32 protein-coding genes are annotated in these 25504 nt (G+C 67.2%); 20 read left to right on the forward strand and 12 right to left on the reverse strand.

The window, feature by feature from the left end; all coding sequences use genetic code 11:
* Window position 1 precedes the first annotated feature (1 nt).
* From BLV97_RS02915 to BLV97_RS02940, 6 genes are all read left to right on the forward strand, one after another.
* Window positions 2-721, forward strand: coding sequence for an endonuclease/exonuclease/phosphatase family protein (locus BLV97_RS02915; protein WP_035841688.1), 720 nt, complete (start codon window positions 2-4; stop codon window positions 719-721).
* 124 nt (window positions 722-845) lie between these two features.
* Window positions 846-1607 (forward strand): SDR family NAD(P)-dependent oxidoreductase, encoded by a 762-nt coding sequence (locus BLV97_RS02920; RefSeq protein WP_035841689.1) that lies wholly within the window; start codon window positions 846-848, stop codon window positions 1605-1607.
* A 328-nt stretch (window positions 1608-1935) separates the two neighbouring features.
* Window positions 1936-2682: a septum site-determining protein MinC gene (gene minC, locus BLV97_RS02925; protein ID WP_035841690.1), complete on the forward strand. Its 747-nt coding sequence runs from the start codon at window positions 1936-1938 to the stop codon at window positions 2680-2682.
* Complete coding sequence (gene minD, locus BLV97_RS02930) at window positions 2679-3527, forward strand: septum site-determining protein MinD (RefSeq protein ID WP_035841691.1); 849 nt, start codon at window positions 2679-2681, stop codon at window positions 3525-3527. Before minC ends, minD begins: the two co-directional genes overlap by 4 nt.
* A complete protein-coding gene (gene minE, locus BLV97_RS02935) occupies window positions 3524-3781 on the forward strand; it encodes a cell division topological specificity factor MinE (protein ID WP_035841693.1) in 258 nt (85 codons plus the stop codon). Before minD ends, minE begins: the two co-directional genes overlap by 4 nt.
* Window positions 3782-3801: 20 nt before the next feature.
* Window positions 3802-4197, forward strand: coding sequence for a VOC family protein (locus BLV97_RS02940; RefSeq protein WP_035841694.1), 396 nt, complete (start codon window positions 3802-3804; stop codon window positions 4195-4197).
* A gap of 12 nt (window positions 4198-4209) precedes the next feature.
* Here BLV97_RS02940 and fliI read toward each other — a convergent pair whose 3' ends face one another.
* A complete protein-coding gene (gene fliI / locus BLV97_RS02945) occupies window positions 4210-5607 on the reverse strand; it encodes a flagellar protein export ATPase FliI (RefSeq protein WP_081825032.1) in 1398 nt (465 codons plus the stop codon).
* Between the two features lie 67 nt (window positions 5608-5674).
* Here fliI and BLV97_RS02950 point away from each other — a divergent pair, with 67 nt between their 5' ends.
* The 8 genes from BLV97_RS02950 to BLV97_RS02985 are packed head-to-tail and all read left to right on the forward strand — an operon-like array spanning window position 5675 to window position 11987.
* Entirely contained in the window at window positions 5675-6061 is a 387-nt protein-coding gene (locus BLV97_RS02950) for a flagellar basal body protein (RefSeq protein WP_035841696.1), read from the forward strand.
* A 44-nt stretch (window positions 6062-6105) separates the two neighbouring features.
* Entirely contained in the window at window positions 6106-6519 is a 414-nt protein-coding gene (flgC, locus tag BLV97_RS02955) for a flagellar basal body rod protein FlgC (protein ID WP_035841697.1), read from the forward strand.
* A gap of 7 nt (window positions 6520-6526) precedes the next feature.
* A complete protein-coding gene (fliE, locus tag BLV97_RS02960) occupies window positions 6527-6856 on the forward strand; it encodes a flagellar hook-basal body complex protein FliE (protein WP_035841698.1) in 330 nt (109 codons plus the stop codon).
* Between the two features lie 9 nt (window positions 6857-6865).
* Window positions 6866-7135: a flagellar biosynthetic protein FliQ gene (locus BLV97_RS02965; RefSeq protein WP_035841700.1), complete on the forward strand. Its 270-nt coding sequence runs from the start codon at window positions 6866-6868 to the stop codon at window positions 7133-7135.
* Window positions 7132-7983: a lytic transglycosylase domain-containing protein gene (locus BLV97_RS02970; protein ID WP_035841701.1), complete on the forward strand. Its 852-nt coding sequence runs from the start codon at window positions 7132-7134 to the stop codon at window positions 7981-7983. The genes BLV97_RS02965 and BLV97_RS02970 overlap by 4 nt, the downstream gene beginning before the upstream one ends.
* Window positions 7984-7987: 4 nt before the next feature.
* Window positions 7988-10075 (forward strand): flagellar biosynthesis protein FlhA, encoded by a 2088-nt coding sequence (gene flhA, locus BLV97_RS02975; protein ID WP_035841702.1) that lies wholly within the window; start codon window positions 7988-7990, stop codon window positions 10073-10075.
* Between the two features lie 4 nt (window positions 10076-10079).
* Window positions 10080-10847 (forward strand): flagellar biosynthetic protein FliR, encoded by a 768-nt coding sequence (locus BLV97_RS02980; protein ID WP_035841704.1) that lies wholly within the window; start codon window positions 10080-10082, stop codon window positions 10845-10847.
* 12 nt (window positions 10848-10859) lie between these two features.
* Entirely contained in the window at window positions 10860-11987 is a 1128-nt protein-coding gene (locus BLV97_RS02985) for an EscU/YscU/HrcU family type III secretion system export apparatus switch protein (protein WP_035841705.1), read from the forward strand.
* A 46-nt stretch (window positions 11988-12033) separates the two neighbouring features.
* Here the strand turns inward: BLV97_RS02985 and BLV97_RS02990 are convergent, their stop codons facing one another.
* From BLV97_RS02990 to BLV97_RS03005, 4 genes are read right to left on the reverse strand one after another with little or no spacing between them, the layout of a single operon-like run.
* Complete coding sequence (locus BLV97_RS02990; protein WP_051646021.1) at window positions 12034-12720, reverse strand: MotE family protein; 687 nt, start codon at window positions 12718-12720, stop codon at window positions 12034-12036.
* The gene (locus BLV97_RS02995; RefSeq protein WP_092163939.1) at window positions 12714-13103 is read right to left on the reverse strand and encodes a hypothetical protein; all 390 of its coding nucleotides are present in this window, start codon (window positions 13101-13103) and stop codon (window positions 12714-12716) included. Before BLV97_RS02995 ends, BLV97_RS02990 begins: the two co-directional genes overlap by 7 nt.
* Window positions 13084-14028, reverse strand: coding sequence for a flagellar motor switch protein FliM (locus BLV97_RS03000; protein ID WP_092163940.1), 945 nt, complete (start codon window positions 14026-14028; stop codon window positions 13084-13086). The genes BLV97_RS02995 and BLV97_RS03000 overlap by 20 nt, the downstream gene beginning before the upstream one ends.
* On the reverse strand, window positions 14025-14585 hold the full coding sequence (locus tag BLV97_RS03005; RefSeq protein WP_051646024.1) for a flagellar basal body-associated FliL family protein: 561 nt from the start codon (window positions 14583-14585) through the stop codon (window positions 14025-14027). Before BLV97_RS03005 ends, BLV97_RS03000 begins: the two co-directional genes overlap by 4 nt.
* Window positions 14586-14712: 127 nt before the next feature.
* Between BLV97_RS03005 and fliF the strand changes: the two genes are divergently transcribed.
* From fliF to BLV97_RS03035, 6 genes are read left to right on the forward strand one after another with little or no spacing between them, the layout of a single operon-like run.
* The gene (fliF, locus tag BLV97_RS03010) at window positions 14713-16467 is read left to right on the forward strand and encodes a flagellar basal-body MS-ring/collar protein FliF (RefSeq protein WP_244520949.1); all 1755 of its coding nucleotides are present in this window, start codon (window positions 14713-14715) and stop codon (window positions 16465-16467) included.
* Entirely contained in the window at window positions 16464-17165 is a 702-nt protein-coding gene (locus BLV97_RS03015; RefSeq protein ID WP_035841739.1) for a FliH/SctL family protein, read from the forward strand. Before fliF ends, BLV97_RS03015 begins: the two co-directional genes overlap by 4 nt.
* Window positions 17165-17560 carry a flagellar motor switch protein FliN gene (gene fliN, locus BLV97_RS03020; protein ID WP_035841741.1) on the forward strand — a complete coding sequence of 132 codons (396 nt, stop codon included), beginning with the start codon at window positions 17165-17167 and terminating at the stop codon, window positions 17558-17560. Before BLV97_RS03015 ends, fliN begins: the two co-directional genes overlap by 1 nt.
* A 5-nt stretch (window positions 17561-17565) precedes the next feature.
* Window positions 17566-18438, forward strand: a complete 873-nt coding sequence (gene fliP, locus BLV97_RS03025; protein WP_244520950.1) for a flagellar type III secretion system pore protein FliP — start codon at window positions 17566-17568, stop codon at window positions 18436-18438.
* Window positions 18439-18452: 14 nt separating this feature from the next.
* The gene (locus tag BLV97_RS03030) at window positions 18453-19502 is read left to right on the forward strand and encodes a flagellar motor switch protein FliG (RefSeq protein WP_244520951.1); all 1050 of its coding nucleotides are present in this window, start codon (window positions 18453-18455) and stop codon (window positions 19500-19502) included.
* Window positions 19499-20491 carry a hypothetical protein gene (locus BLV97_RS03035; protein ID WP_035841745.1) on the forward strand — a complete coding sequence of 331 codons (993 nt, stop codon included), beginning with the start codon at window positions 19499-19501 and terminating at the stop codon, window positions 20489-20491. The genes BLV97_RS03030 and BLV97_RS03035 overlap by 4 nt, the downstream gene beginning before the upstream one ends.
* 110 nt (window positions 20492-20601) lie before the next feature.
* On the opposite strand, the gene BLV97_RS03040 is transcribed toward BLV97_RS03035, so the two are convergent.
* The 7 genes from BLV97_RS03040 to BLV97_RS03070 form a co-directional block, all read right to left on the reverse strand.
* Window positions 20602-21438: a DUF1217 domain-containing protein gene (locus BLV97_RS03040; RefSeq protein WP_035841747.1), complete on the reverse strand. Its 837-nt coding sequence runs from the start codon at window positions 21436-21438 to the stop codon at window positions 20602-20604.
* 9 nt (window positions 21439-21447) lie between these two features.
* A complete protein-coding gene (locus tag BLV97_RS03045) occupies window positions 21448-21921 on the reverse strand; it encodes a flagellar biosynthesis repressor FlbT (RefSeq protein WP_051646025.1) in 474 nt (157 codons plus the stop codon).
* Between the two features lie 2 nt (window positions 21922-21923).
* Entirely contained in the window at window positions 21924-22337 is a 414-nt protein-coding gene (flaF, locus tag BLV97_RS03050; protein ID WP_035841749.1) for a flagellar biosynthesis regulator FlaF, read from the reverse strand.
* A gap of 139 nt (window positions 22338-22476) precedes the next feature.
* Window positions 22477-23310: a flagellin N-terminal helical domain-containing protein gene (locus tag BLV97_RS03055; RefSeq protein WP_035841751.1), complete on the reverse strand. Its 834-nt coding sequence runs from the start codon at window positions 23308-23310 to the stop codon at window positions 22477-22479.
* A gap of 175 nt (window positions 23311-23485) precedes the next feature.
* Window positions 23486-23974, reverse strand: a complete 489-nt coding sequence (locus BLV97_RS03060) for a flagellar protein FlgN (RefSeq protein WP_035841753.1) — start codon at window positions 23972-23974, stop codon at window positions 23486-23488.
* Window positions 23971-24291 (reverse strand): rod-binding protein, encoded by a 321-nt coding sequence (locus BLV97_RS03065; protein ID WP_035841755.1) that lies wholly within the window; start codon window positions 24289-24291, stop codon window positions 23971-23973. The genes BLV97_RS03060 and BLV97_RS03065 overlap by 4 nt, the downstream gene beginning before the upstream one ends.
* A gap of 3 nt (window positions 24292-24294) precedes the next feature.
* Entirely contained in the window at window positions 24295-25425 is a 1131-nt protein-coding gene (locus BLV97_RS03070; protein WP_035841757.1) for a flagellar basal body P-ring protein FlgI, read from the reverse strand.
* Window positions 25426-25504 lie beyond the last annotated feature (79 nt).

Genomic DNA, 25504 nt, shown 5'->3' on the forward strand with positions numbered 1-25504 from the left:
CATGCGCCGCGAAGGTCCCGGGGCCGACCTTCGGGTTGCTTCCTACAACATCCGCAAATGCATGGGCACCGACCGGCGGCGCAGCCCCGAGCGGGTGATGCGGGTGATCGGCGACACCGGGGCCGAGGTCTGCGTGCTGCAAGAGGCCGACCGCCGGCTCGGCCCGCGCCCGACGGCGCTGCCGCGCAACCTGATCGCGCAGCATTCCGATTACGTGCCGCTGCCCGTGGCGCGCAATGACGTAAGCCTGGGCTGGCACGGCAATGCGATGCTGGTGAAGCCCTGGATCACGCTGGACAAGGTCCACCACCTCGATCTGCCCTCGCTGGAGCCGCGCGGCGCGGTGGCCGCCGAACTGCAGCGCCAGGGCCAGCCCTTCCGGGTGGTCGGGGTGCATCTGGGCCTGCTGGGAAACGACCGCGCCCGCCAACTGGCCGCGATCGCGGACTGGCTGAAAAAGCAGCCTCCCCTGCCGACGCTGATCCTGGGCGATTTCAACGAATGGTCACCCAGGGCCACATTCGCGCCGCTGAAACCCGATTTCCATGTGCTGTCGCCCGGACCCAGCTATCATGCCCGGCTGCGCCTGGCGCCGCTGGACCGCATCGCGCATGACCAGCGCTGGAAGGTGGCCCATTCCGGCATGACCGACCATGGCGAAGCCACGCGCGCCTCGGACCATCTGCCGATCTGGGCGGATCTGACGCCGAAGGGATCCTAGCGCACCCGATCCGACGCGACGTCCTTTCGCGCCGGCGTCGATCCCGGGTTCCCCAACCGATGCGATCGCCGTAGGGTCCGCCCGATTTCGGCCGCGCACGCGGCGCAGATGCGAGGAGGATCGGATGCAGATTTCGGGTAACGTGGCGGTGGTGACCGGCGGGGCCTCGGGGCTGGGCGGCGCGAGCGCCGAGATGCTGGCCGCGGGCGGCGCCAAGGTGGCGATCTTCGATGTGAACGCCGAGGCCGGCGAGGCCAAGGCACGCGAGTTGGGCGGCGCCTTCTTCAAGGTCGATGTCAGCGACGAGGCCTCGGTCATCGCCGGGCTAGACGCGGCGGCCGAACGGCTGGGCGCGGCGCGCATCCTGGTCAATTGCGCGGGCATCGGCCCGGCGGCGCGCACCGTGGGGCGCGACAACGTGCCGGCCGGGATCGGGCTGTTTTCCACCGTCATCAAGGTGAACCTGATCGGCACCTACAACATGATCACCCAGTTCGCCGCCCGCGCCGCGGCGCTGGAGCCGATCGCGGACGAGCGCGGGGTGATCATCAACACCGCCTCGGTCGCGGCCTTCGACGGCCAGATCGGCCAGTCGGCCTATTCGGCATCGAAAGGCGGGATCGTGGGCATGACCCTGCCGATCGCGCGCGACCTGGCCAGCCTGGGGATCCGGGTCGCGACCATAGCGCCGGGGATCTTCCGCACGCCGCTGCTGGCCAGCCTGCCCGACGAGGTGCAGGACTCGCTGGGCAAGCAGGTGCCCTTCCCGTCGCGCCTGGGCGATCCGTCGGAATTTGCCGACCTGGTGCGCACCGTCGCCACCAACCAATATCTCAACGGCGAGGTGATCCGCCTCGACGGCGCGATCCGCATGGCCCCGCGCTAGGGCCGCGGGCGGCCTCGCAGCCCGGCGCCCCCCTTTTCCGCCCGGTACCCGCCGCAGGCGCAGGGCGAGCGCCTTGCCCGTCCCTGCAGGCTGGCGCACGCCCTGCACATGCCCCGAGGGCGACAAGGGGACACGCCTCCCCTCACGGCACATTCCCGCCGGTCACATCGGCGAAATTCTGCGTGTTGCGCGCGCGGGCAGCGCGAGTTCGCCGAATCCCCTCGTTTGCCATGATCCCTGTGGACCTTCGCGTCGCCATTCGGTACCGAGGCGAAAACGGCGCCGGGGTGAGTCTGCCCCCAAGACCGTGAAGGAAAGCAGGACAGGCATGCCCATTCAGGATGCAGACGAAAGGGGCGCACAGGCCCCCGCGACAAGCACGTCGTTTCAGCTTCGCGGCAAGCTGTTCACCGCGGTCACGCTGCTGCCCGAGGGCGGGGTGCCGGACGCGGGATTCTATGCCGCGCTCGACGAGCAGCTTCAGAAGACCCCGCAATTCTTCAACAACGCCCCGGTGATCCTTGATCTGCAAGCCGCCCCCGCGCTGGCGCGCAGCGAGGATCTGCGCCGCGTTGTCGACCTTCTGCGCGAACGCAATCTGTCGGCCTTCGGCGTCCAGAATGCCCGCCCCGCGCAGCTGGCCGCCGCGCAAGAAGCCGGGCTGATCGCCATCACCACCGGCAACGACACACCCCTGCGCGTGCCGCGCACCGAAAAGAAGGGCGCCGCGAAACCGCCGCCGCCGAAGCCCGGCAGGATCATCAGCACCCCGGTGCGTTCGGGCCAGACGATCATCGCCGACGAGGGCGATCTGGTGGTCATCGCACCGGTCAGTTCGGGCGCCGAACTGATCGCGGCGGGCAATATCCACGTCTACGGCCGCCTGCGCGGCCGCGCCATGGCCGGGGCCTATGGCGACGCCCGCGCCCGCATCTTCTGCGCCAAGCTGGAGGCCGAGCTGCTGGCCGTCGCGGGCCTTTATCGCACCAGCGACAGCCTAGAGGATGAGCTGCTGGGCCAAGGCGTCCAGGCCTTCCTTGACGGCAACAAGCTATGCGTGGAGGCGCTGGGATGACATCACAATTGAAAAAGGAAAAATCCGTGAGCAAGGTCATCGTCATTACCTCGGGCAAGGGGGGCGTGGGCAAGACCACCTCTTCCGCCGCGATCGGCGCGGGGCTGGCCAAGCGCGGCCACAAGACCGTCGTCATCGATTTCGACGTCGGCCTGCGCAACCTTGACATGATCATGGGCTGCGAGCGCCGGGTGGTCTACGACTTCATCAACGTGATCCAGGGCGAGGCCAAGCTGAAGCAGGCGCTGATCCGCGACAAGCGGGTCGATACGCTTTATGTCCTGCCCACCTCGCAGACCCGCGACAAGGACGCGCTGACGCAGGAAGGCGTCGAGGCCGTGCTGAACGAGCTGCGCGAGGAATTCGACTATATCATCTGCGACAGTCCGGCGGGGATCGAGCGCGGAGCCCAGCTGGCGATGTATTTCGCCGACGAGGCGGTCGTCGTGACCAACCCCGAGGTTTCCTCGGTGCGCGACAGCGACCGGGTGCTGGGCTTGTTGAATTCGAAGACCAAGCGCGCCGCGGAAGAGGGCGCCGAGCCGATCAAGGCCCAGGTGCTGCTGACCCGCTACGACCGCGCCCGGATCGAGAAGGGCGAGATGATGACCGTCGACGACGTGCTGGAGATCCTGGCCGTGCCGCTTCTGGGCATCGTGCCCGAAAGCCCGGCGGTGCTGAAGGCGTCGAACGTGGGCGTGCCGGTGGTGCTGGACGAACCCTCGGCGGCCAGCCAGGCCTATGAGGATGCCGTCGCGCGGCTGATCGGCGAAGAAGTCGAGATGCGCGTCGACGGCGAACGCAAACCCGGCCTGCTGCGCCGGCTGTTCGGACGCTCGGCATGAAACGGCTCGGTTTTCCCCTCTGGCCGCGCCGGCCCAGTTCGGCCCAGACCGCCAAGGACCGGCTGCAGATCCTTCTGGCGCACGAACGTTCGGGCGCCACGCCCGACTATCTGCCCCAGCTGCAGCGAGAGATCCTGGAGGTGATCCGCCGGCATGTGAAGATCGACGACGATGCGATCGACATCCGCATGGACCAGGGCAAGGAGCTGTCGAGCCTCGAGATCAACATCGAACTGCCCCACACCCGCCCCTGACACGCCTCAAGGAGCCCGCCATGGCCAAAGCCATCCACAGCATGATCCGCGTCCTCGACGAGGCCCGGTCGCTGGCCTTCTACCACACGGCCTTTGGGCTGACGGTGGCCCAGCGGCTGAAGTTCGAGGGCTTCACCCTGGTCTATCTGTCGAACCCGGAAAGCGAATTCGAGCTGGAGCTGACGATCAACCATGACCGGACCGAGGCCTACGACCTGGGCGACGGCTATGGCCATCTGGCGGTGTCGGTCGACGATCTGGAGGCCGAGCACGCGCGCCTGGCCCAAGCGGGCCTTGCGCCGCGCAAGATCGTCGATTTTGCCCCGGGCGGCGAAGTGATCGCGCGCTTCTTCTTCATCGCCGATCCCGACGGCTACCAGATCGAGGTGCTGCAGCGCAGCGGCCGCTACCTCTAGCCGCGGCCGGCTTCAGCCGATATCTGCCTCGGCCGCTGCGTCGGGCGGCTCGAAGCGGTCTTCGGTGCGCTCCTCGACGGGTACGCCGGCCTCGTCCAGAAGCTGCGCAAGCCGCACGAAGGCCTCGACCGGCGGCGTCGCGGTGCCCTTGCGCTGCGTCAGGAAGGCTGTCGCCGGCGCCTCCAGCCGGATCGCCGTGTCGGTCTCGGCGTCGGCGCCGGGCTGGTAGGCGCCCAGTCGGATCAATTCCTCCATATCGGCATATTTGCCCAAGGCCCGGCGGGCGGCGGCATAGACCGCGTATTCGCCGGGACCATGGCAATCGGGCAGCATCCGCGAGATGCTGCGCTGCAGGTTCACCGCCGGATAGCGGCCCTGTTCGGCGATCTGCCGGTCCAGCACGATATGCCCGTCCAGAATGCCGCGCACCGCATCGGCGATCGGCTCGTTCATGTCGTCGCCATCGACCAGCACGGTGAACAGACCGGTGATGTCGCCCGACGCTTCGGTGCCCGGCCCCGCGCGTTCCAGCAGATGCGGCAATTCGGCAAAAACCGTGGGCGGGTAGCCCTTCGAGGTGGGCGGCTCGCCGCTGGCCAGGCCGATTTCACGCTGGGCCATGGCAAAGCGGGTGACAGAATCCAGCAACAATAGCACCTGCCTGCCCTGGTCGCGGAAATGCTCGGCCACACTCAGCGCCGTCCAGGCGGCCTGGCGGCGCATCAGCGGCGGCTCGTCGCTGGTGGCGGCCACCACCACCGAACGCGCCAGCCCCGCGGGGCCCAGATCGTCTTGCAGGAAATCCTGCACCTCGCGGCCGCGCTCGCCCACCAGGCCGATCACCACCACATCGGCATCGGTATTGCGCGCCAGCATCGCCATAAGGGTGGATTTGCCGACGCCCGAGCCCGCGAACACCCCCATCCGCTGGCCGCGACAGATCGGGGTGAAAATGTCCATCACCCGCACCCCGGTGGCCAGCTTCGCCCCCACCCGGCGCCGATCCAGCGCGCGCGGCGGGCTGTCGCGCAGGCTGCGCGCGCGTGGCCCCTGGCGCAGCGGCGTACCGGCCATCGCCGGGCGTCCCAGCGCATCGATCACCCGGCCGATCCAGCTGTCGTCGGGGCGCAGCAGGTCGCCGCGCGCGCAGGTCTCGACCCGGTCGCCGACCGAGACACCATCCCAACTGCCGAACGGCAGCACGCGGGTGCCGTCGGGGCCCAGCCCCACGACCTCGGCCAGCACCGCGCCGCGTGCGCCGATCACCCGGCAGCGCGCCCCGATGCCCAGCGCGCGCTCTAGCCCCGCGACCGTCAGCGTCAGCCCGGTGATCGCCCGGACCTGGCCCGCCAGCCGCGCGCCGGCGATCCCGTCGACCGCGCAGGTCAGATCGGAAAAGATCGTGTTCACAAGAATAGACCCCTATTAATCCTTGCTAACCATGATATACATGACAGCAACGCAAGGACCAAACAAGATGAATCTGGACCAAATATCCTTTTTTCGCTTGGCTTCGGACCGACTCGAATGGTTGTCGTCGCGCCAGAAGGTGATCGCCGAGAACATCGCCAATGGCGACACGCCGGGCTACCGGGCCCGCGACGTGGCGCCGTTCGAAAGCTATGTCCAGGCGGTTTCACAGGCGACCGACAGCGGTGCGGCCGCGGCGGAACCCTTCGGCAGCGCGGTGCCGGTGGCCACCGTGGACGCGCCCGACAGTTGGAGCGGCGATCTGTCGGGCAACACGGTGGTGCTGGAACAGCAGACCGTGAAGGCGGGCGAGACCGCGGTGCAATACCGCCTGGCGGCCAATCTGTACCGCAAGGCCAATGAGCTTCTGTCCCTGGCCGCGACGGGCAAGTGACACGGTCGGGTCGGGCAGGACGGATTAAGGGGGAAGGGGACGCCATGGACGACGCATTGAAATCCATCGCCAACATCGCCGCCAGCGGCCTGCGGGCGCAGGCGGAGCGCTTGAAGATCGTGTCCGAGAACGTCGCCAACGCGGAATCGACGGGCACCACGCCGGGGTCGGACCCGTACCGGCGCAAGACGATCTCTTTCGGGACGATGGTCGATCAGGCCACCGGCGCGGCCGAGGTGAAGGTGACAGACATCGGCCAGGACCCCGGCAATTTCCGCATCCGCTACGATCCGGGCAACCCGGCCGCGAACGCCCAGGGCTATGTCAAGCTGCCCAACGTCAACCCGATCCTCGAGATGTCGAACATGCGCGAGGCCTCGCGCAGCTACGAGGCGAATATCAACATGCTCGAAAGCGGGCGAAAGATGGAACAGCAGATCGTCGATCTGCTGAAATAGGTGCGTGATGAGCGATTTAGGCCCGGTCCTTTCGGCTTCCCTGGCGCGCGGCGCCTATGGCAGCGCACGCGCCCTGCAAGGCGGACCCGCCGCGGCGGAACCGATCGGCAAGGCCGGTGGCGAAACCTTCGCCGAGATGGTCGGCAAGGCCGCGACCGATGCGATCCAGACCACCCGCCAGGCCGAGGCCACGGTGCAGGCGGGGCTGGCCGGCAAGGTCGATACGCAAAGCGTCGTCGAGGCGACGATGTCGCTGGAAAGCACCGTCAAGGTGGGGGTCGCGGTGCGCAACAAGCTGGTCGAGGCCTATCAGCAGATCATGCAGATGCCGATCTGAGGGGGCGGGATGGATCAGACCGACGTCTACGCGATCCTGACCCAGACGATCTGGGCGGTGTTGATCGCCTCGGGTCCGATCCTGGCGCTGGCGCTGATCGTGGGCCTCGGCATCGCCTTCTTCCAGGCGCTGACCCAGATCCAGGAGATGACGCTGACCTTCGTGCCGAAGATCGCGGCGATCTTCCTGGGGCTGATCCTGACGCTTCCCTTCATCTTTGCCACGCTCGACAAGCTGGCGCTGCATGTCTTCGACATCATCACGGCGGGCGGAATATGAAGCGCCCCATTCGCCCGCTGCTTGCCGCATCCCTGTTGACGGCGCTTGCCGCGGTGCCGGCGGGCGCCGACGGCTGGGCCGGCTTCTACACGCCGACCGAACGGCCCGACCCGCCCGCCGCGGTTTCCGCCGCACCCGGATCCCCGGCCGGGCGGCGGGCGCGGCCGGTGGTGTCGGCCGACGCCTGCCTTTCCGCGATCATGTCGGCCCAGGCGCGCTATGACATCCCCGGCAACCTGCTGCTGGCAGTGGGCCTGCAGGAAGCGGGGCTGAAGCGCGGCGGCAGGCTGACGGTCTGGCCCTGGACGGTGAACGCGGCCGGCGACGGGCGGATGTTCGACACCGCGGACCGCGCCAAGGCCTGGGTGCGCGCGCGCCAGGCCGCGGGGGTGACATCGATCGACGTCGGCTGCATGCAGGTGAACCTGCGCTGGCACCCCGACGCCTTCACCAGCCTCGATCAGGCCTTCGACCCGGCGGCCAATGTCGATTACGCGGCGCGCTTCCTGCGCGACCTTCACGCGCGCACCGGCAACTGGCTGAAGGCCGCCGGTTCCTACCATTCGCTGAACGACAAGGCACGCAACCGCTACCTTGCGTCGCTGAGCCGCAACATCGAGGTCGCCAATGCCCGCGCCCCGGGCCTGGCCGACCGGCTGGGCGCGCGGGTCCTGACCGCTTCGGCCGCCGCGCCGCCCGCCGCCGCGCCGCAACCTGCCGCGCCCGAGCCCCAACCCGGCATCGGCTGGTGGGCCGCACTGTCCGGCGGCGCCGACGCGCCACGCGTGTCGATCTATTCCACCCACGCCCTGCAACCCGTGCTGCCCAACTTCCGGCAGGAGTTCTAAGCCCATGAGCAGCCAGAGCACCAACCCACCCCTCTGGGCCCGCTGGGGCCTGCAGAACCGCGACATCGGCTTCGCCTTCGGCGTGATCATGGTGCTGGGGATGCTGTTCGTCCCGCTGCCGCCGATCCTGCTGGATTTCGGGCTGGCGATCTCTTTGTCGCTGTCGGTGCTGATCCTGATGGTCGCGCTGTGGATCCCGCGGCCCTTGGATTTCAACTCCTTCCCCACCATCCTGCTGATGGTGACGATGCTGCGGCTGTCGCTGAACATCTCCTCGACCCGGCTGATCCTGTCGCGCGGCCACACCGGCCCGGACGCCGCCGGCGGCGTGATCGAGGGATTTTCACGCTTCATCGTCTCGGGCGATTTCGTCATCGGGATCGTGATCTTCGCGATCCTCGTGGTGATCAACTTCGTGGTCATCACCAAGGGCTCGACCCGGATCGCCGAGGTCTCGGCGCGCTTCTCGCTGGATGCGATGCCCGGCAAGCAGATGGCCATCGACGCCGACCTGGGCGCCGGACTGATCGACGAGACCGAAGCCCGCCGCCGCCGCAAGGAGCTGGAGGACGAAAGCGGGTTCTTCGGCGCGATGGACGGTGCGTCGAAATTCGTGCGCGGCGATGCGGTGGCCGGGCTGATCATTACCGGCATCAACATCGTCGGCGGCATCCTGATCGGCGTGGTGCAGCACGGGCTGACCATCAGCCAGGCGATGACCAACTACACCACGCTGACCATCGGCGATGGGCTTGTCACCCAGATCCCGGCGCTGGTGGTGTCGCTGGCCGCGGGCCTGATCGTGACCAAGGGCGGCACCGTGGGCGCGGCAAACGAGGCCGTACTGGGGCAGCTGTCGAACTTTCCCAAGGCGCTTTACATGGCGGCAGGGCTGCTCTTGGGCATCGGGCTTCTGCCGGGCTTTCCGACGCTGGTCTTCCTGATGCTGGCCGCGCTGATGGGGGGTCTGGGCTACACGATGCAAAACCAGGCGCGCGCCCGCTTAGAGGCCGACGCCCGCGCCGAGGCCGACGCCCGCGCCGCCAGTGCCGAGGGCGAGGAAACCACCCAGGACCTTTTGCATCTGGACGATCTGCGGCTGGAACTGGGCGCCGGGCTGGTGCCGCTGATCTCGTCCATCGACTCGGCGCTGCCGGGCAAGGTGAAAAGCCTGCGCAACCTGTTCATCAAGGATTTCGGCTTTGTCCTGCCCGCCGTGCGCATCAAGGACAACGCGGGCCTGCCGACCAACGGCTACGCGATCCTCGTGCAAGGCGTCGAGGTCGCCAGCGGCGAGGTCCGCCCGACCGCGATGATGGTGCTGAACCCCTCGGGAGAGCCGCTGGAGATCCCCGGCGAGGCAACCAAGGAACCCACCTTCGGGCTGTCCGCCCTGTGGATCGATCCGGCCCGGTCCGGCGAGGCCGAGCGTCAGGGCTATACCGTCGTCGACCCCGAAAGCGTGGTCACCACCCATATGACCGAGGTCATCAAGGAGCACATGCCCGAGCTTCTGACCTATGGCGCCACCCAGGATCTGATCAAGAAGCTCGACCACGACTATCAGAAGCTGGTCAGCGAAATCACCACGCCGCAGCCAGCGGTGCTGCTGCAACAGGTGCTGCAGGCGCTTCTGGCCGAGCGCGTGTCGATCCGCAATCTGCCGCTGATCGTCGAGGCGGTGGCCGAGGTCAGCGCGCGCAGCCAGAACGTGGCGATGATCGCCGATCACGTGCGCGCGCGGCTGGCCAACCAGATCTGCAAGGCATTGACGGATCCGGCAGGCTTCGTGCCGGTGCTGGTGATGTCGGCGGCCTGGGAAAACGAATTCACCGAGGCCGTGCGGATCAACAACGGCGAGCGCAACCTTCTGATGTCGCCGCAAAGGGTGCAGGAATTCGTGATGGATGCGCGCAAGCTGATCCAGCAATTCGCGGCACGCGACGAATGGCCGGCGATCATGGTCAGCCCCGAGGTGCGCCACTTCGTGCGCTCGATGCTGGAACGTGTCAGCCCGATGACCCAGGTGATTTCCCACAACGAGATCCACCGCAAGGCCGCGCTGCGCACCCTTGGCACGATCGGGGAGTGACGCGATGGGGCCGGGTTACGGGCTGGAGGCCTTCGTCAGCGGCCAGGTGATGGGCTTCCTGCTGGTCGTCGCGCGGCTGGGCAGCGCGCTGGTCTTCATGCCGGGCTTCGGCGAAAGCTATGTCTTCGCGCGGGCCCGGCTGGCGCTGGCGCTGGTGATCTGCCTGGCGCTTTATCCCGCGACGCCGGTGCCGCCGATCCCGGCGGGCGATCTGGCGATGGTGGCGCGGTTGATGGCGGCCGAGGTGACGGTGGGGCTGTGGATCGGGCTGGCGGCGCGGGCGATCTTTACCGCGCTGGAATTCGCCGGCGCCCAGATCGGCCAGGTGTCGGGGCTGGCCAATGCCTTCGGGCCCAGCCTGGGCAGCTTCCAGGGCGCCACGATGGTGGCCACCTTCCTGCTGGTCGGCGGGCTGGCGGCGATGTTCGCCACCAACACTCATTACGTCATCATCCGGGCGCTGCTGTATTCCTACCAGGTGTTTCCCTTCGGCCAGCCGATCCTGGGCGACATGGCCAGCCAGATGGTGAAGGCCGTGCAGGCGAGCTTTTACATCGGGCTGACGCTGGCGGCGCCGTTTCTGGTGATGGGGATGATCCTGAACCTGGGCCTGGGGCTGGCGAACCGGATGATGCCCAACCTGCCGGTGTTCTTCGTCGCCGGATCGGTGCTGATCGGCGCGGGCTTTCTGATCCTTGCCGTCGCCGTGCCGTCGATGCTGCACACCTTCATGGACCGCTTCTCGCAGTGGTTCGGAAGCTTCGTCTTCTAGGGGCGCGCGCGAATGGCCGACGAAAACGACGACAAGAGTTCCAAGACAGAGCAGCCGACCGAGAAGAAGCTGCGCGATGCGCGCAAGCAGGGCGATGTGCCGTCCTCGCGCGAGCCGGGCGCACTGATGGCGTTCTTCGCGCTGTTGCTGATCGTCGTGCTGGCGCTGCCGCAGATCGCGGGGCCGCTGGCCGGCGCGCTGTCGGGGGCTTTCGCGGCCGCCGGTCAGGTGCAGGTGGGCACCGGCCAGGCGGGGCTGTCGGACGTGGGCCACATCCTGCACGATCTGGCACTGTCGCTGGCGCGCCCGGTGCTGCCGATCCTGGGCGGCATCGCGCTGGCGGCGCTGTTTGGCGTGCTGATCCAGGGCGAGACGGTCGTGGCCGTCGATCGCATCCAGCCGAAACCCGACAAGATCTCTCCCCTTGCCGGGTTCAAGCGCCTCTTCGCCCCGACGGCCTTCGTCGAGTTCCTCAAGAGCGTGGCCAAGGTGCTGGTGATCGGCATGCTGGCGATCTGGTTCACCCGCGACGCGGTCACCGACATCTGGCAAGGCCCCGGCCTGCAGCCCGAGGCCCTGCCCGCCTATATCGGCCATTTCGCGGCACTTCTGCTGGCCGCCGCCTGCGCCTTCCTGCTGCCCGTTGCGCTGGCCGATATCATCTGGAAGCGGCTGTCGTGGCTGAAGAAGCAGCGCATGACGCTGAAGGAGTTGCGCGACGAGCACAAGGAACAGGAGGGCGATCCGCTGCTCAAGGGAAAGCGCCAGCAGATCCAGCGCAAACGGGCCCGCCAGCGCGCCGCGCAGGCGGTGCCCACGGCCAGCGTGATCCTGACCAACCCGACCCATTTCGCCGTGGCATTGCGCTATGAGATGGGCCGCGACACGGCCCCTGTCTGCGTCGCCAAGGGCACTGATCTGATGGCCCGCCACATCCGCGAACTGGCCCGGGCCCACGACGTGCCGGTGATCGAAAACAAGCCGCTTGCGCGCCTGCTGCACGCCAAGGTCGAGATCGATGAGGCCGTGCCGGTCGAACATTGGCAGGCGGTGGCCGAGATCATCGGCTATGTGCTGGACCTGCGCCGCAACATCCGCCGCAAGCCGCCCGAGGGATCGGAGCTGCGGCTGCCGGAATAGCCGCCCACCGTCAACGACGGGCCCGGCGCGGCGCGCGGCCGTGCGATCAGTCGTTCAGCTTGACCCGCACGACATTCTGGTCTCCCGGCAGTTTCGCGCGTTCCAGAATGATCTTCGACACCGCGCGCACCCGGTCGGGCGCCATCTGGGCCATGATCGGCGCGGCCTTGCGTTCGTTCATCGTCGACAGGACCATCACGGTCACTTCAAGATCCGAACTGTTCAAAATCGCGGCGGCATCTTGCGGCTTCATCGTCTGATATAGCTTCACCAGCCGCTCCAGATCGGCGTCATGCGCCGCGGTTGCCTTCTTCAGCAGCCCCGCGACCTCTGCCTTCAGCGCCTTCAGGCGCTGGGTCTCGGTATCAACCCCCTGACGCGCGAGAGAAAGCTTCGCCTCGCGGGCGGCCAGCGCTGCCTTCTGGCGGTCGATCAGCGCGCGCTCTTGCTGAAAGGATTGCAAGATCTCCTCGGGCGTCTGGCACTTCGCCGGCGCCGAAGGTGCCACGGCCGTCGCGGCGGGAACCACGGCCTCTGCCTTGGCTGGCTGCCCCCCCGCCTTGGCCGCCGCAGCAGCCGGGGCGGGGGCCGAAGCAGGGGCCGAGGCCGCGGCCAGGATCAGCCGCGCCGGTGCCGTGTCTTGCCGTGCGATGGGCAGGCTGGTCGCGGCTTTCGCGGCCCCCGCCACCGCCAACAGGCCGATCATCAGCTTGAAGGGCGTGACCGTCACCATTGCCCTGCGGCCTCGCCGCGCGCGGTGCGGCTGCGCTCGAAAAAGCTTTTGACCAGGTCGGATTTGCCGGTCAGCCGGGTCATCCCCGCGACCGGACGCCGGCGCACGGATGAAAACGAGACCGGCGCCACCGCGTCACGCAGCGCCGCGGCTTCGGCGACGGTGGCTTCGGCGGCGCCGCGCAGGGCCTCGTCGGTGGCGCCCTTCAACTCGGCCACCGATTGTTCCGACTTGTCCACCGCCGCGGAAAACGCAGCCACCATCGGCCCCAGTTCCTGCAACGCGTCCATCAGCCGTGCCACCCGGCGCGACAACAGCATCGCATAGCCCATCACACCGGCCAGCAGGACAAGGATCAAGAGGTTAGTCGCCAAGGAGATCATAGTTCAATCCTTCCCGTCCATGAAGATCTTCGGTTACCCGCACCGCGGCCGACCCGTTCTGCCGCTTGCCCATGACGCCCTGGAACATCTCGATCCCGGCGCATAGCATCGTCACCGGCTGGTCGTCCGACAGCCGCAGGTCGATCGTGTCGCCGACCTTCCAGCCCAGCACCTCGGCCATCGGAAAGCTGCGTTCGTGCAACTGCGCGGTCAGGCTGATTGTGGAATGTTCGATCCGGTCGGTGAAATGGCTACGCCAGGCGTCATCGCCGCCCAGGCGCTCGCCATAGAACACCTTGGTCAGCTTGCGCTTGACCGGGTCCAGCGTGCCATAGGGCAGCACCAGCGCGATCTTGCCGCGGCTGGCCTCGAACACCACGTCGATCTGCATCAGCACCGCCGGGCTGGAGGGCTGGGCGATGATCGCGAATTGCGGGTTCACCTCCATCCGCTCTACCTTCAGCTCGACCTCGGCGACCTGATGCAGCGCCTCGGCCAGATCCTTCAGCACCACTTCGGCAAGCCGCTGGCCCATGCGGCGCTCGATCGAGGTGAAGCCGCGCTCGACCGGGCGCGAGGTGATGCGCTCGGCCCGCCCGCCCAGCATCAATTCCAGCGCCGAAAAGACGAAATCGCCGTCCATCGACACCAGGACATGCCCGCCCCAGGGCGTCGCCTGGCAGACCGCCAGCATCCCGTGCCGTGGCAGCGCGGCCATCGCATCACCGTAGGAGGCATATCTGAAATCGCGCATCTTGGCCTCGGCCACCGAGGCCGTCAGCGTCTTGAAGGACGAGGTCAAGGACAGCACCATCCGCTCGGCGATCACCTCGAGCATCGGCAGCGACTCATAGTTCAGCGTCGCGCGCCGGATCAGCTCTTCCTCAAGATGCGCCTCGGCGGTGGAAGGGGCGGTGTCGCTCATTGCATCACCAGATCGACGATCAGGAATTCCTGCGGCGCGTCGTTGCCGACCACGGCGCGCGCGCGTTTCAAAAGCTCGGCCTTGAGCAGGAAAAGCCCGTCCGACCCGCGCAGATCGGCCTCATGCAACTGGCGCAGATAGGACAGGATTGCCTCGCGCAGATAGGGTTTCTTCTTCTCCATCAACGAGTTGTTCTTCTTGGGGTCGGCATAGGTCATGTCGAAGCGGATCTTCATCAGCCGTTCGGTCGGCTGGCCGCTGGCCGAACTGCCGGAAACATTCACCACGATATCCTTGAAATCCAGCGTCCCCGACACCGCCTCATCCGCCGCGGCCGCACCTGCGCCGCCGTGGCCCGCATCGGCCGCGACCTTCGCGCCGGGTCGGCCGGCCTGGTCCGTCGCCGCAGCGTCGCGCCCCGCAAGACCCAGCCAGGCCCCCCCCGCAAGCGCCACCACGCTCAGCCCCAGCGCCAGCAGGATCAGCCCCCGGCGGCGGCCGAGAAAGCCGTCTCGACCCTGGGGCTCTTGATCTTCGTTGGCGGCGGCATCAACCATGGCTTTGCTTACTGTCCTTACCAATTGACCACAATATTTCCCCCGAAAGCCAATTCGATGCAAGCATAAACTTAATCTTTACTTTCTTTACAAGGATAGATTATGATGAATTCATGCAGAAGATCCAATGAATGGCGGCACCGTGAAGCAGATCATCGACAATCTTCGCGCGCTCGGCCCTCGGCGGCTGATGATCCTGGGGGGCGCCGGGTTAGCCGGGGTGGTATCGTTGCTGTTCGGCCTGTCGCTGCTGACGGCGCCGGATTACACCACGCTTTACAGTCAGTTGTCGCCGGCCTCGGCGGCCTCGATGGTCGATGCGCTCGACAAGGCGGGGATCACCAACCAGGTCAGCGCCGACGGCGCCAGCGTGCGGGTGCCGCGCCCGGACGTGGCGCGCGCGCGCATGGCGCTGGCCGAAAAGGGGCTGCCCTCGGACGGCGAGCCAGGCTGGGAGATCTTCGACAATTCCTCGGGCCTGGGCATGAACAGTTTCATGCAGCACATCAACCGCTTGCGCGCGATGGAAGGAGAGTTGGCCCGCTCGATCCAGACGCTCGACGGGATCCAGAGCGCGCGGGTGCATCTGGTGCTGCCCGACCGCCAGGCCTTTGCGCGTACGGCGCCCGAGCCCAGCGCCTCGGTGATCGTGCGGGCGGCGGCGGGGCATACCGTCAGCCGGCGTCAGGCGCTGGCGATCCGCAACCTGATCGCCGCCGCGGTGGCCGAGATGTCCCCGGGCCGCGTCACCGTGCTGTCGGCGCGCGGCGACACGATCCTGGCCGAGGACAGCGGCAGCGACAACGCCGCCTCGCTGGAGGGGTCGAAATCCGCGATCGAGGACCGGATGGCGCGCAATATCGAGCAGATCCTGTCCGCCCGGGTCGGCGCGGGCAACGCGCGGGTGCAGGTTTCGGTCAGCCTGGACCATTCGCGCAATGTCGTGGTCAGCCAAAGCTACAACCCCGATCAGCAGGTGGTGCGCTCGACCAGCACCAGCCAGGCCAAGGCGCAGGATAGCAAATCCGGCGGCCAGGTCGGCGTGGGCGCCAATCTGCCGCCGGCGCTGCAGGGACCGCAAAGCGCCACCGGCAATACCAATGCCTCGTCGAAGACAAACGAATCGACGACCTACGAGATCGGCTCGACCCGGTCCGAGACGACGACCGAGGCGGGGGCAGTCCAGCGGGTTTCGGTCGCGGTGCTGGTGAACGGCATCTACGACGTGGGCAAGGACGGCAAGGTCACCTACAAGCCGCGATCGGCCGAAGAGATCGCGCGCCTCAAGACGCTGGTGGAATCGGCGATCGGGTACCAGGCCAAGCGCGGCGATTCCGTTTCCGTCGAAAGCCTGCGGTTCATGGATTACTCGATGGATGTGGGGGAACCGGTCGGCCCGACCCTGATGCAGCGGCTTTCGAACAATTCGGTGGCGATCCTGCGCTGGCTGCTGGGGCTGGCGGTGGTGGCGCTGGCGCTGATCTTCGGCGTGCGCCCGATGCTGGCCGCACTGAAGGAACGCTCCGCCCATGCCGGCGACCCGGCCCAGGCGGCGGCCTTGTCGGCCCCCGATGCCCGCCCCGCCCTGCCCGGCGTCGCCGCCGCGCCAGCGCAGCACAAGGACGGCGCGGGCGCCGCCGCACACCCCGTGCCGGCAACCCCCAACGCCACGGTCGACGCCGCGCGCACCCTGCCCGCGCCGCATATGCCCAACCTCGCCGGCCTCGACCCCGAGGAAGACGAATTCATGGGGGCGCTGGCGGTGCACGGCAACAAGCTCAAGCGCCGCGTCGACGCAATCCGCCGTTTCGTCGATGACGATCCGACCGAGGCGATGAAGGTCCTGCGCGGCTGGCTGGCAGAGGAGGTCCCGGCGAAATGAATTCCGTCTATCACCGAGATTTCGACGCGGAACTGGAAGAAGAGGCCCGCGCCGCCGCCCGCGCCCGGGCCGCGATCTACACCTCGGACGATCTGTCCGCCGCCGCCGAATCCGCCGCCCGCATCGCGCATGAGCGCGGCCTAGCCGAAGGCCATGCCGCGGGCGAGGCCGAGGCGCTGGGTCGGATCGAGGCCCGCCGTGCCGCCGCGCTGGAGGCACTGACGCCCAAGCTCGACCGGATGCTGGCCGACCGGCTGTCGCATCGCACGGCGCTGGAAGGGCAGCTTCTGGATTTCGCGCTGTCGGTCTGCGAGCGCGTGTTTCCCGAATTCATCGCCCAGCGGTCGGCCGCCGCCGCGGCCGAGGAGATCCGCCGCCTGATCGGCCTGGCGCTTGGCCGGCCGCGGCTGCGGATCCGGCTTTCGCCGGTCACCCGCGACCTGATGGCGCCGGAACTGGAAGCGCTGACTGCCGGGCGCCTGGGCGCCGACCAGACCGAGATCGTCGCCGATCCCTCGCTTGCGCCGGGCAATGCCCATGTCTCGTGGGAGGACGGCTTTGCCGAATACAGCTACGCCGATGTCTGCGACGCGATCCTGGATGCGCTGAAGGACGCGGCGGCGCTGCTGGCCCCGGCGGTCGGCGGCGCGGCCTCGGCCTCGGCCCCCGAAACCACCATGTCCAAGAAGGCCACCTGATGTCCGAAACAGATCCGACCCAACCCGCCGCGCCGGGCGCTGATCCCGCCGCCGCTGCCGCCGCCGCGCCCCACGACGGCGCGGCCGAGACGGTGATCGAGACCATGGTCAACGCCCAGACCGCCGAGGCCGGCGGCCACAACATCAACGCGATGCTGAACGTGGGCCTGAACGTGCAGATCGTGCTGGGCCATGCACGGATGCCGATCTCGCAGCTTCTCAGCCTGTCGCGGGGTTCGGTGATCGAGCTGGACAAGAAGATCGGCGAACCGGTGGACGTGATGATCAATGACCGCCTGGTGGCGCGCGGCGATCTGGTCAAGGTGGGCGAGAACCGCATCGGCGTGACCCTGACCGAGATCGTCAAGGATTACGTCAGCAAGCGGGCCGGCTGATCGCGATGCCGCGCCGTCCCTCCCCCGCGCTGTGCCGCGCGCTGCTTCTGGCCCTGCCGCTGGTGCTGGCGGGCGCCGCCGCCATGGCACAGCAGGCGGGTGGGGATGCGGGCTTTGCCGCCGGCGCGGGCGATCTGCTGAAGGGGCTGGCGCAGGGCCTGAACGGGCCGCAGGCCACGGCGGGGAACACGGCCTCGCTCAGCGGGCGGCTGTTGCAGTTGATCGCGCTGATGACGGCCTTGTCGATCGCGCCGGGGCTGTTGGTGGTGATGACCTCCTTCACCCGCTTCGTGATCGTCTTTTCGATGCTACGCTCGGCACTGGGGCTGAACCAGACACCACCGAACATGGTGCTGTCGGCGATGGCGCTGTTCATGACCTTCTTCGTCATGCAGCCGGTCTTCAACGACGCCTGGAACCAGGGGCTGCAACCCCTGATGCAGAACAAGATCACCGAGGAACAGGCCTTTCCGCTGATCGGTGCGCCGTTCAAGGCCTTCATGTTCGTCAACACCCGCCCCAAGGACATCGCACTGTTTCAGGACCTGACCGCGCCGCAACCGGCCCAGGGCGCCAAGGCCGCGCCCGCGCCGCCGGTGCCCGCCACGCCCGAACAGGCCAGCTGGCGGGTGCTGGTGCCGGCCTTCATGATCTCGGAACTGCGCCGCGCCTTCACCATCGGCTTTCTCATTTACCTGCCCTTCATCGCGATCGACCTGATCGTCGCCTCGGTGCTGATGAGCGCCGGCATGATGATGCTGCCGCCGGTGATGATCTCGCTGCCGTTCAAGGTGATCTTCTTCGTGCTGATCGACGGCTGGTATATGCTGGCCGGAAGCTTGATGCATTCCTACCTCGCCTATGCGGGCGGGGGCTGACACGGGACACGCCCATGCGCATGAACGCCACCGCCAACCTTGCCCGCCCCTCTGCCGACAAGCCGCGCCGCCTGACCGGGCCGGAAAAGGCCGCCATCCTGTTCCTGTGCCTGGGGGAAGAGCACGGATCCGAGCTGATGAAGCGGCTCGATGAATTTGACATTCACGCAATCACCCGGGCGATCTCGGGGCTGGGCACGATCCCGCAGGCCCAGGTCGAGGAGGTGATCAACGAATTCCTCTCTTCGGCGTCGTCGGGCTCGACGGTGGTGGGATCCATGGAAATGGCCGCGTCGATGCTGCGCGGCTTCCTGCCCGACGGCCGGGTCGGAGAGATCATGGGAGAAATCCAGGGCCCGCTGCTGGGGCGCAACATCTGGGATCACTTCTCGTCGCTCGATCCGCAGGTGATCGCGGGCTTCATCAAGGGAGAGCACGACCAGACCGTCGCCGCGATCCTGACCAAGGTGAAGCCCGACACAGCCGCCAAGGTGCTGCCGCTGCTGGGCCAGGCGCGCATGGTCGAGGTGACCGAGCGGATGATCGCCATCGACCAGGTGCCGCGCCATGCCCTTGCGCAGATCGAGGAAACCCTGAGCCAGGAATTCCTGACCGCCGCGTCGCGCAGCGCCGCGCCCGACACCCAGCAGCGCATGGCCGACCTGTTCAACAAGCTCGATTCCAACCTGTTCGAGGAAGTCAGCGAAGAGTTGGAAAAGCGCGTGCCCGAAGCCTTCGGCGCGATCAAGGCCAAGATGTTCACCTTCGACGATCTCATGCGGCTGGATCTGGGCAGCCTGGCCAAGGTGATGCGCACGGTCGAGGGCCAGACCCTGCCGCTGGCGTTGCGCGGCGCCAAGAAGGAGGTGCGCGACTACTTCCTTCAGGCGCTGCCGCAGCGCTCGCGCGACATGCTGATCGAAGAGATGAACGCGATGGGCCCGGTGCGCGGGCGCGAGGTGCAGAACGCCCAGGCGCAGCTGATCGACGGCGCGCTGGAACTGGCCGAGGAAGAGGTGATCAGGCTGCCGATGGACGATGACGACGACGTACTGATCGAATGAGTCTGGGCGGGCCCACCGGGGCCGGCAGCCTGCCGCCCCTGCCGCTTCCCGCCGGCAGCGCCGCGCTGCGGCAGTTGGCGCAGTCGGGCTGGATCGACGGGCGCGTCTCTTCGATGCTGGCCGAGGGCGGCGCGCGCATCGCCACCGCATTGGGCCTGGTGATCGCCGCCGAAGTCGCGGCGGGCCTGATGCCGGGCGACCGGGTGCGCCTGCGGATGAATCCCCAGACCGGCCGGATCGAGGCCGAGCTTCTGCGCCCCGGCGCCGCGCCCGTCTCGGCTCCGGCGCCTGGCCCCGGGCCGGGTGCCGCCGCGCCGGTGGCCCCGCCGCAGCCTTCGGCCCTGGTGACGGGGGCGCCAACCCCGCATCTGCCGTCGGCCGCGCTTGCCGGCCTGGCCCCGATCCTGCCCGGCGGTGGGGCACCGGGCGCCGCGCCGCCGCCCGGCGCGCCGCTGTATGGGCTGATCGCGGCGCTGTTTCCGGGCCCGGCCGGCCCATCCGCAACCCGCGCCACCCGACGCGGCGGCCGCAAGGGCGCGGCCTTCGCGGATACCGGCGTGACGGAAGAGGAAACCACCGATGATGCGCCCCCGCCGACCCAGGCGGCAGAGGCTCCGCGATCGCCCCGGCGCGACCCGCTGGACCTGGTCGACTGGACCCTGGCCTCGGGCGCGGAACCGCCGGCGGCCGAGGTGCCCCGGACCGAACCCCCGCCCGCCGAAGCCCCCCGGCCCGCGCTGACAGAAGCGCTGGCGGCACAATTCGCGCGGCTTTCGGGGCATTTGCCCGAGGCGGGCGCGATTCAACTGGATGCTCGGCGGCTTGGCGACCACATCACGCTGGAGGTCTTCAGCGAGGCGCCCTTGCCGGCCGAATTCGCGCGCCTGATCCGCACCCAGGCCGAGGCATTGGCCCGCGCCTGGGACGCGCGGCTAAGCTGCGGCTTCCGCCACGGGCCCTTGCCGGGCGCAGGCCCCGCGACAGCCTGAGCCTGGGCTGGGAAGCACCGGCGTCCTTTGCCGCGCGGCCCCCGGGGACGAGCATGGCGCTGCCCGTGACGATCGCGCGGCCTGTGCCCCTGCTCCGGCGCCCGCCCGGACTAGCCGTAAAGCCTGCCGGCCGAAAAGCCGCTCATGTCGATGGTCGAGATATCCAGCGTCGCCGGAACATAGGCCCCCGAGCCGCTGTTGACCGCATCGGTGACCAGCGAGACCGCGGGGTTGTTCGCCGTCGTCGCCGCGGCATTCTGCGCATCCGACATGATGACATATTTCTGCACCAGCTTCTGCATCTCGGCCGGGTCCTTCAGCTTGGTGATATCGTATTTCTGCTGGAAGATCTTGACCTGCTGATCCAGTGTCTGGTTCACCACGCCGTCAGGGATATTCAGAACCCGGCGCATGAAGGCGCCCATGTTCTTGTCCTTGAGGATGTCATACCAGGACTTGACCGAGGGCGCCTTCTGACGAAATTCCAGCGCGACGCCGACGGTGGCGTTCTGCTTCGCCTCGTCGTTGATATAGGTCTGCTGCACGAAACGCTGAACCACCTTGTCTTGCCAGGCGGGATTGGCGAAATTGCTGTTCTGGGTGCCATTCGCGGTGAACCCCATCGCGTCGTAGAAGGTGGTGAACCGCGAATCCGTCATCTTGCTGACCAGCGATCCGGGCTGGCTTTTGTCGCTTTCCAGGATCTTCTGGATCATCGCCTTGCCAAACATCTGATCCTTCAGATTGTAGGCCCCCATGACGAAGCTGTAGACGTCGTAATTCTTGACCAGATCCTTGGCCGTGGTGATCGACGCCACCTGATCCTTGAACTTCTGGATCGCACGGGCATTCGCCGGGCTGTCCTGGATCAGCGTCATCTCGCGCGTCTGGGTCGCGTCCAGAAGCTTCAGCGCCAGTTGGCTGCTCATCCCCGTGATCGAAAGCATCGACGCCTCCTATTCCCCGGCGAGTTCCGGTTCTGCGCCGGGCGCGAGCACCCCGGCAAGCGGCGCCTGCGGCGTGTCGCGCTCCAGTTGGGCGTCCAGTGTCGCCTGAACCTCTTCCTCGTGGCGCATCAGCGCGCGCAGCGCCGCCATCGCCTTGTAGAAATCATGCACCGCGACGAAATTCGCGGCCTCGAACACGCCATCGGTCATATGCACGCTGTAGATCGTCGCGATATCGACCAGACGGGTCTGGATCTTCGGCACCAGGACCGAGCGCAGATCGGGCTGGATCAGCGCCGTCTGGATCAGGAAATAGGCCTCTTTCACCGGCGTCGCCGGGATGTCCTCACCCAAGAGATCCTCGCCCCGCACCACATCGGCGCGGTTCTCGATCATCAGCACATGGCGGCGGTCGGAATTGCGGATGACGCAGCCGTTGACCACCATGCGTTCATGCGGTTTCAGCGTGATCTTCAGCGCCAATGTCAGGCCTCCTCGGCGATGCGGGGGCTGGTGCCGATGCCGGCCAGTCCGTTCACGATGTTCTGGTTCACCTCGACCAGCGGCCGCGGATCGGCCATGCCGCGCAGCACCTGCTGCGAATGGCGTTCGACCCAAAGACCGATCGAGATCAGCCCGGCACGCAACTGCGGCGGCAGCGCGTTCTCGGGTTCGGACAGATCAGAGACGAAATTCAGCCACAGGCGCTGGTTTTCCCAGATCGCCTGGCCCAGGCCGTTGGCCAGCACCTCCAGCCGGGCGCGAAGGTCGGCGGCGGCGGTAAACTGCGGCAGGTGGCGTTCCAGATCCCCGGTGACGCGGGCCATCAGCCGGCGTTCGATTTGGCGCGGGTTTTCGGTTTCGGTGAGCGTGCGCTGATAGGCGGCGGCGTAACTCATTGAAAATGCTCCGGTTGAGGCGACGGATTGCGTTAACTTCTGTCAACGTGATCCGGGCGGGGCGCGGCGCGGTGCCTTTCTGGCGCCGGTGGGGCGGGCCCCGAAGGCCCCGCCCCGTCCGTTCCCAACCCGGGTCGCGTCAGCGGAACAGGCTCAGGATGTTCTGCGGCGCCTTGTTGGCGATCGACAGAGACTGGGTCGCAAGCTGTTGCTGCACTTGGTAGGATTGCAGCTTGGCCGCTTCCTGCTCCATGTTCGCGTCGACCATGCTGCCCACACCGGCATCCAGCTTGTTGGTCAGCTTGGACAGGAAGTCCTGCTGCGTGGTCAGCGAGGTCTCGGCGACGCCCATGGTGGTCGCCGCGTTGATCGCGCTGGTCAGCTGGGTTTGCGCGGTGGTCAGCGCGGCCGAAAGCGTAGAGGCAGTGACGTTGGCCGAGCCGATCTTGATCGTGCCCAACGTCGACGCGATCGACGCGAGATTGACCTTGTTGAAGGTCATGGTCGTCGTCGCGAAGGTACCGCCCGCCCGGCTGACCCCGGTCACCACGGTCACCGCGGAGTTGCTGTTGACAAGATCATTGCCGTTGAACGTGGCCTGGCTGATCGTGGTCTTGATCTGCGACACCAGGCTGTCCAGCGTCGCCTGCACCTTGACGTGGTCGACCGAGGAGCCCTGGGCGAACGACACCTGCTGCACGAATTGCTGCGTCAGATCGTTCACCGTCGAGGCACCAAGGCTTGCCGTCGAGACCGAGTTCTTGGTCATCGTCAGCGACTCGTTGATCGACTTGTACATCCCGCTGTCGCCCTTCATCTGCTGCGAGATGGCGAAGTACGACGCGTTGTCCTTGGCGGACTGGATCTTCAGGCCGGTCGAGATGCGGTCCTGGGTCTGCTGAAGGCCCTGGTTGACCTGCTTCAGGGTCTGAAGCGCGGTCATGGCGGCAGAGTTGGTCAGAATCGAAGACATTTTCTGTTCTCCGTTGAGGTTTCTTTCTCAATCACTCCCGCATTCTGTCGGGAAACGGTCTGAACCGTGGAGATGAAACTTGCGGAGAAGGTTAAGGGATGGTTAACGCGAGCGTGTCGATCGGGTCACAGAAACCGCTTTGCCCTGCTTCAATTGTGTCGAAAAAGTGGCGAAATCACAAAGTCTTGTCAATCCCGCGAGGGGTCTGCGACGGGTCGACCCGGCGCTCGCCGCGTTTGCCGTAAAGGCCGTTCAGGCTGTGGCGGTCGCGGATCTTGTCGATCTCGCGCACGATCGCGGTCGTCGCCTCCGAGATCCTCTCCAGTAACGCGCCGTCCTCGCTGACCGCGGCCTTCAGGGCGACCAGGCGGTCGCGCAGGTCAGGATCGGTGTCGATCCGTGCGCTCAGGAAGGGCTCGACCACCGGCATCAGCACCTCGATCCGCTTCAACAGCTCTGCCTTGCGCGGATAAAGATCGGTCACCGCATCGATGCGGCCGGCCTCGATCGCGGCGATTTCGGCGTGCAGCACCTCGGTCACGGCGGCTATGTCGGCGTCGAACTGCGCCAGGTTCTGGGCGTCCTCGTCCGACATCGGCGCGACGTCGCCATGGGCGCGGCGGGCGGCGATACGGCGTGCCAGACGACCGGGTTCGGGTGTCATGTGCGGGTTCCTTTCGTGCCATAGGCCTGCAGCATGTGTTCGACCGATCGGGCTATGCCGGTGCTGTCGGTCCGGGAAATCTGTTCGGCGATGGCGCGCGACAGAAAGCTGCGCCACATCTCCTGCGCATGGCCGCCGTCCATCGGGCCCAGCTTTACCGTCTTCATCATCTGATCGACCATCTGACCCAGGAATACGGTCTCGAAATCCTTCGCCACCGCCTTGCGCTTGGCCGCGATCGTGTCGCTGGCGGCCGCGCCCATCGGCTGCGGCAACGGGTTGCGGACAGGTATGCGGGAGGCGGGGGCATCGACCATGGGCTAGATGATCTCCAGTTCCGCATGCAGCGCGCCGGCGGCCTTGATCGCCTGCAATATGCCGATGGTCTGCCGCGCCGTGACCCCGATCGCGTTCAGCCCGTCGACCAGATCCTGCAGGCTGACATCGCCGTCGAGCACGGTGAACTTGGTGTTCTTCTCCTCGACCTTCAGATTGGTCTCGGGCACCACCACGGTATTGCCGATCGACAGGGGCTTGGGCTGGCTGACCTTGTAATGTTCGCGCACCTTCACGGTCAGGCCGCCCTCGGAAATCGCCACCCTGTCGATGCGGACGTTTTCCCCGATCACGATGGTACCGGTCTTTTCGTCGATCACCACCTTGGCGACGCTGTCGGCCTTTACCCGCAGCCTCTCGATCGAGGCCAGCATACCGGGGATATCCTCCTTGCCACGGCGCCGCACCTGGATCGTGCCGCTGTCTAGCACCCGTGCCGTTCCCGCCCCCAGCTTGCCGTCGATCACGTCGCGGACCCGCTCGGCGGTGGTGAAATCGGGGGTGCGCAGCGCCAGCCGCACGGAACCAAGAGAATTCAGATCGAACTTCACCTCGCGCTCGACGATGGCGCCGTTGGCGATGCGCGCCGCGGTCGGCACGCCGGAGGTCACGCTGGCCGCATTGCCCTTGGCATTGTAGCCGGCCACCGCCACCGGCCCCTGGGCCACTGCATATATTTCGCCATCGGCGCCGGTCAGCGGCGTCACGATCAGCGTCCCGCCGCGCAGGCTGGTCGCGTCGCCCAGCGACGACACCGTCACGTCGATGGTCGATCCCCGGCGCGAGAACGGCGGCAGCTTCGCCGTCACCATCACCGCCGCGGTGTTGCGCGTCTTGATCGCGTCCTGGCTAAGGTTACCGACGCCCAGGCGTTCCAGCATGCCCTCGATCGACTTGCGCGTGAAAGGGCTGTTGCGCAGCGTGTCGCCGGACCCGTTCAGCCCCACGACCAGACCGTATCCCACCAACTGGTTGTCGCGCACGCCCTCGAACTGGGCGATGTCCTTGATGCGCACCTCGGCCCGTCCCGGCCCCGGCACAAGCAGCGCAAGACTCAGGCCCAGACCCAGCACGGCCAAAGCCCGGCGCAGAAGAAGGGCTGGGAAGGCGGACATGGCGGGACCTCTCGGCAAGAGCGGCATCAACGAATCCGGGACTCCCCGGGCAAGATCTATCGAAAGAATTATCAAATTC

It is taken from the genome of Allgaiera indica (assembly GCF_900106675.1).
Lineage (GTDB): Bacteria > Pseudomonadota > Alphaproteobacteria > Rhodobacterales > Rhodobacteraceae > Acidimangrovimonas > Acidimangrovimonas indica.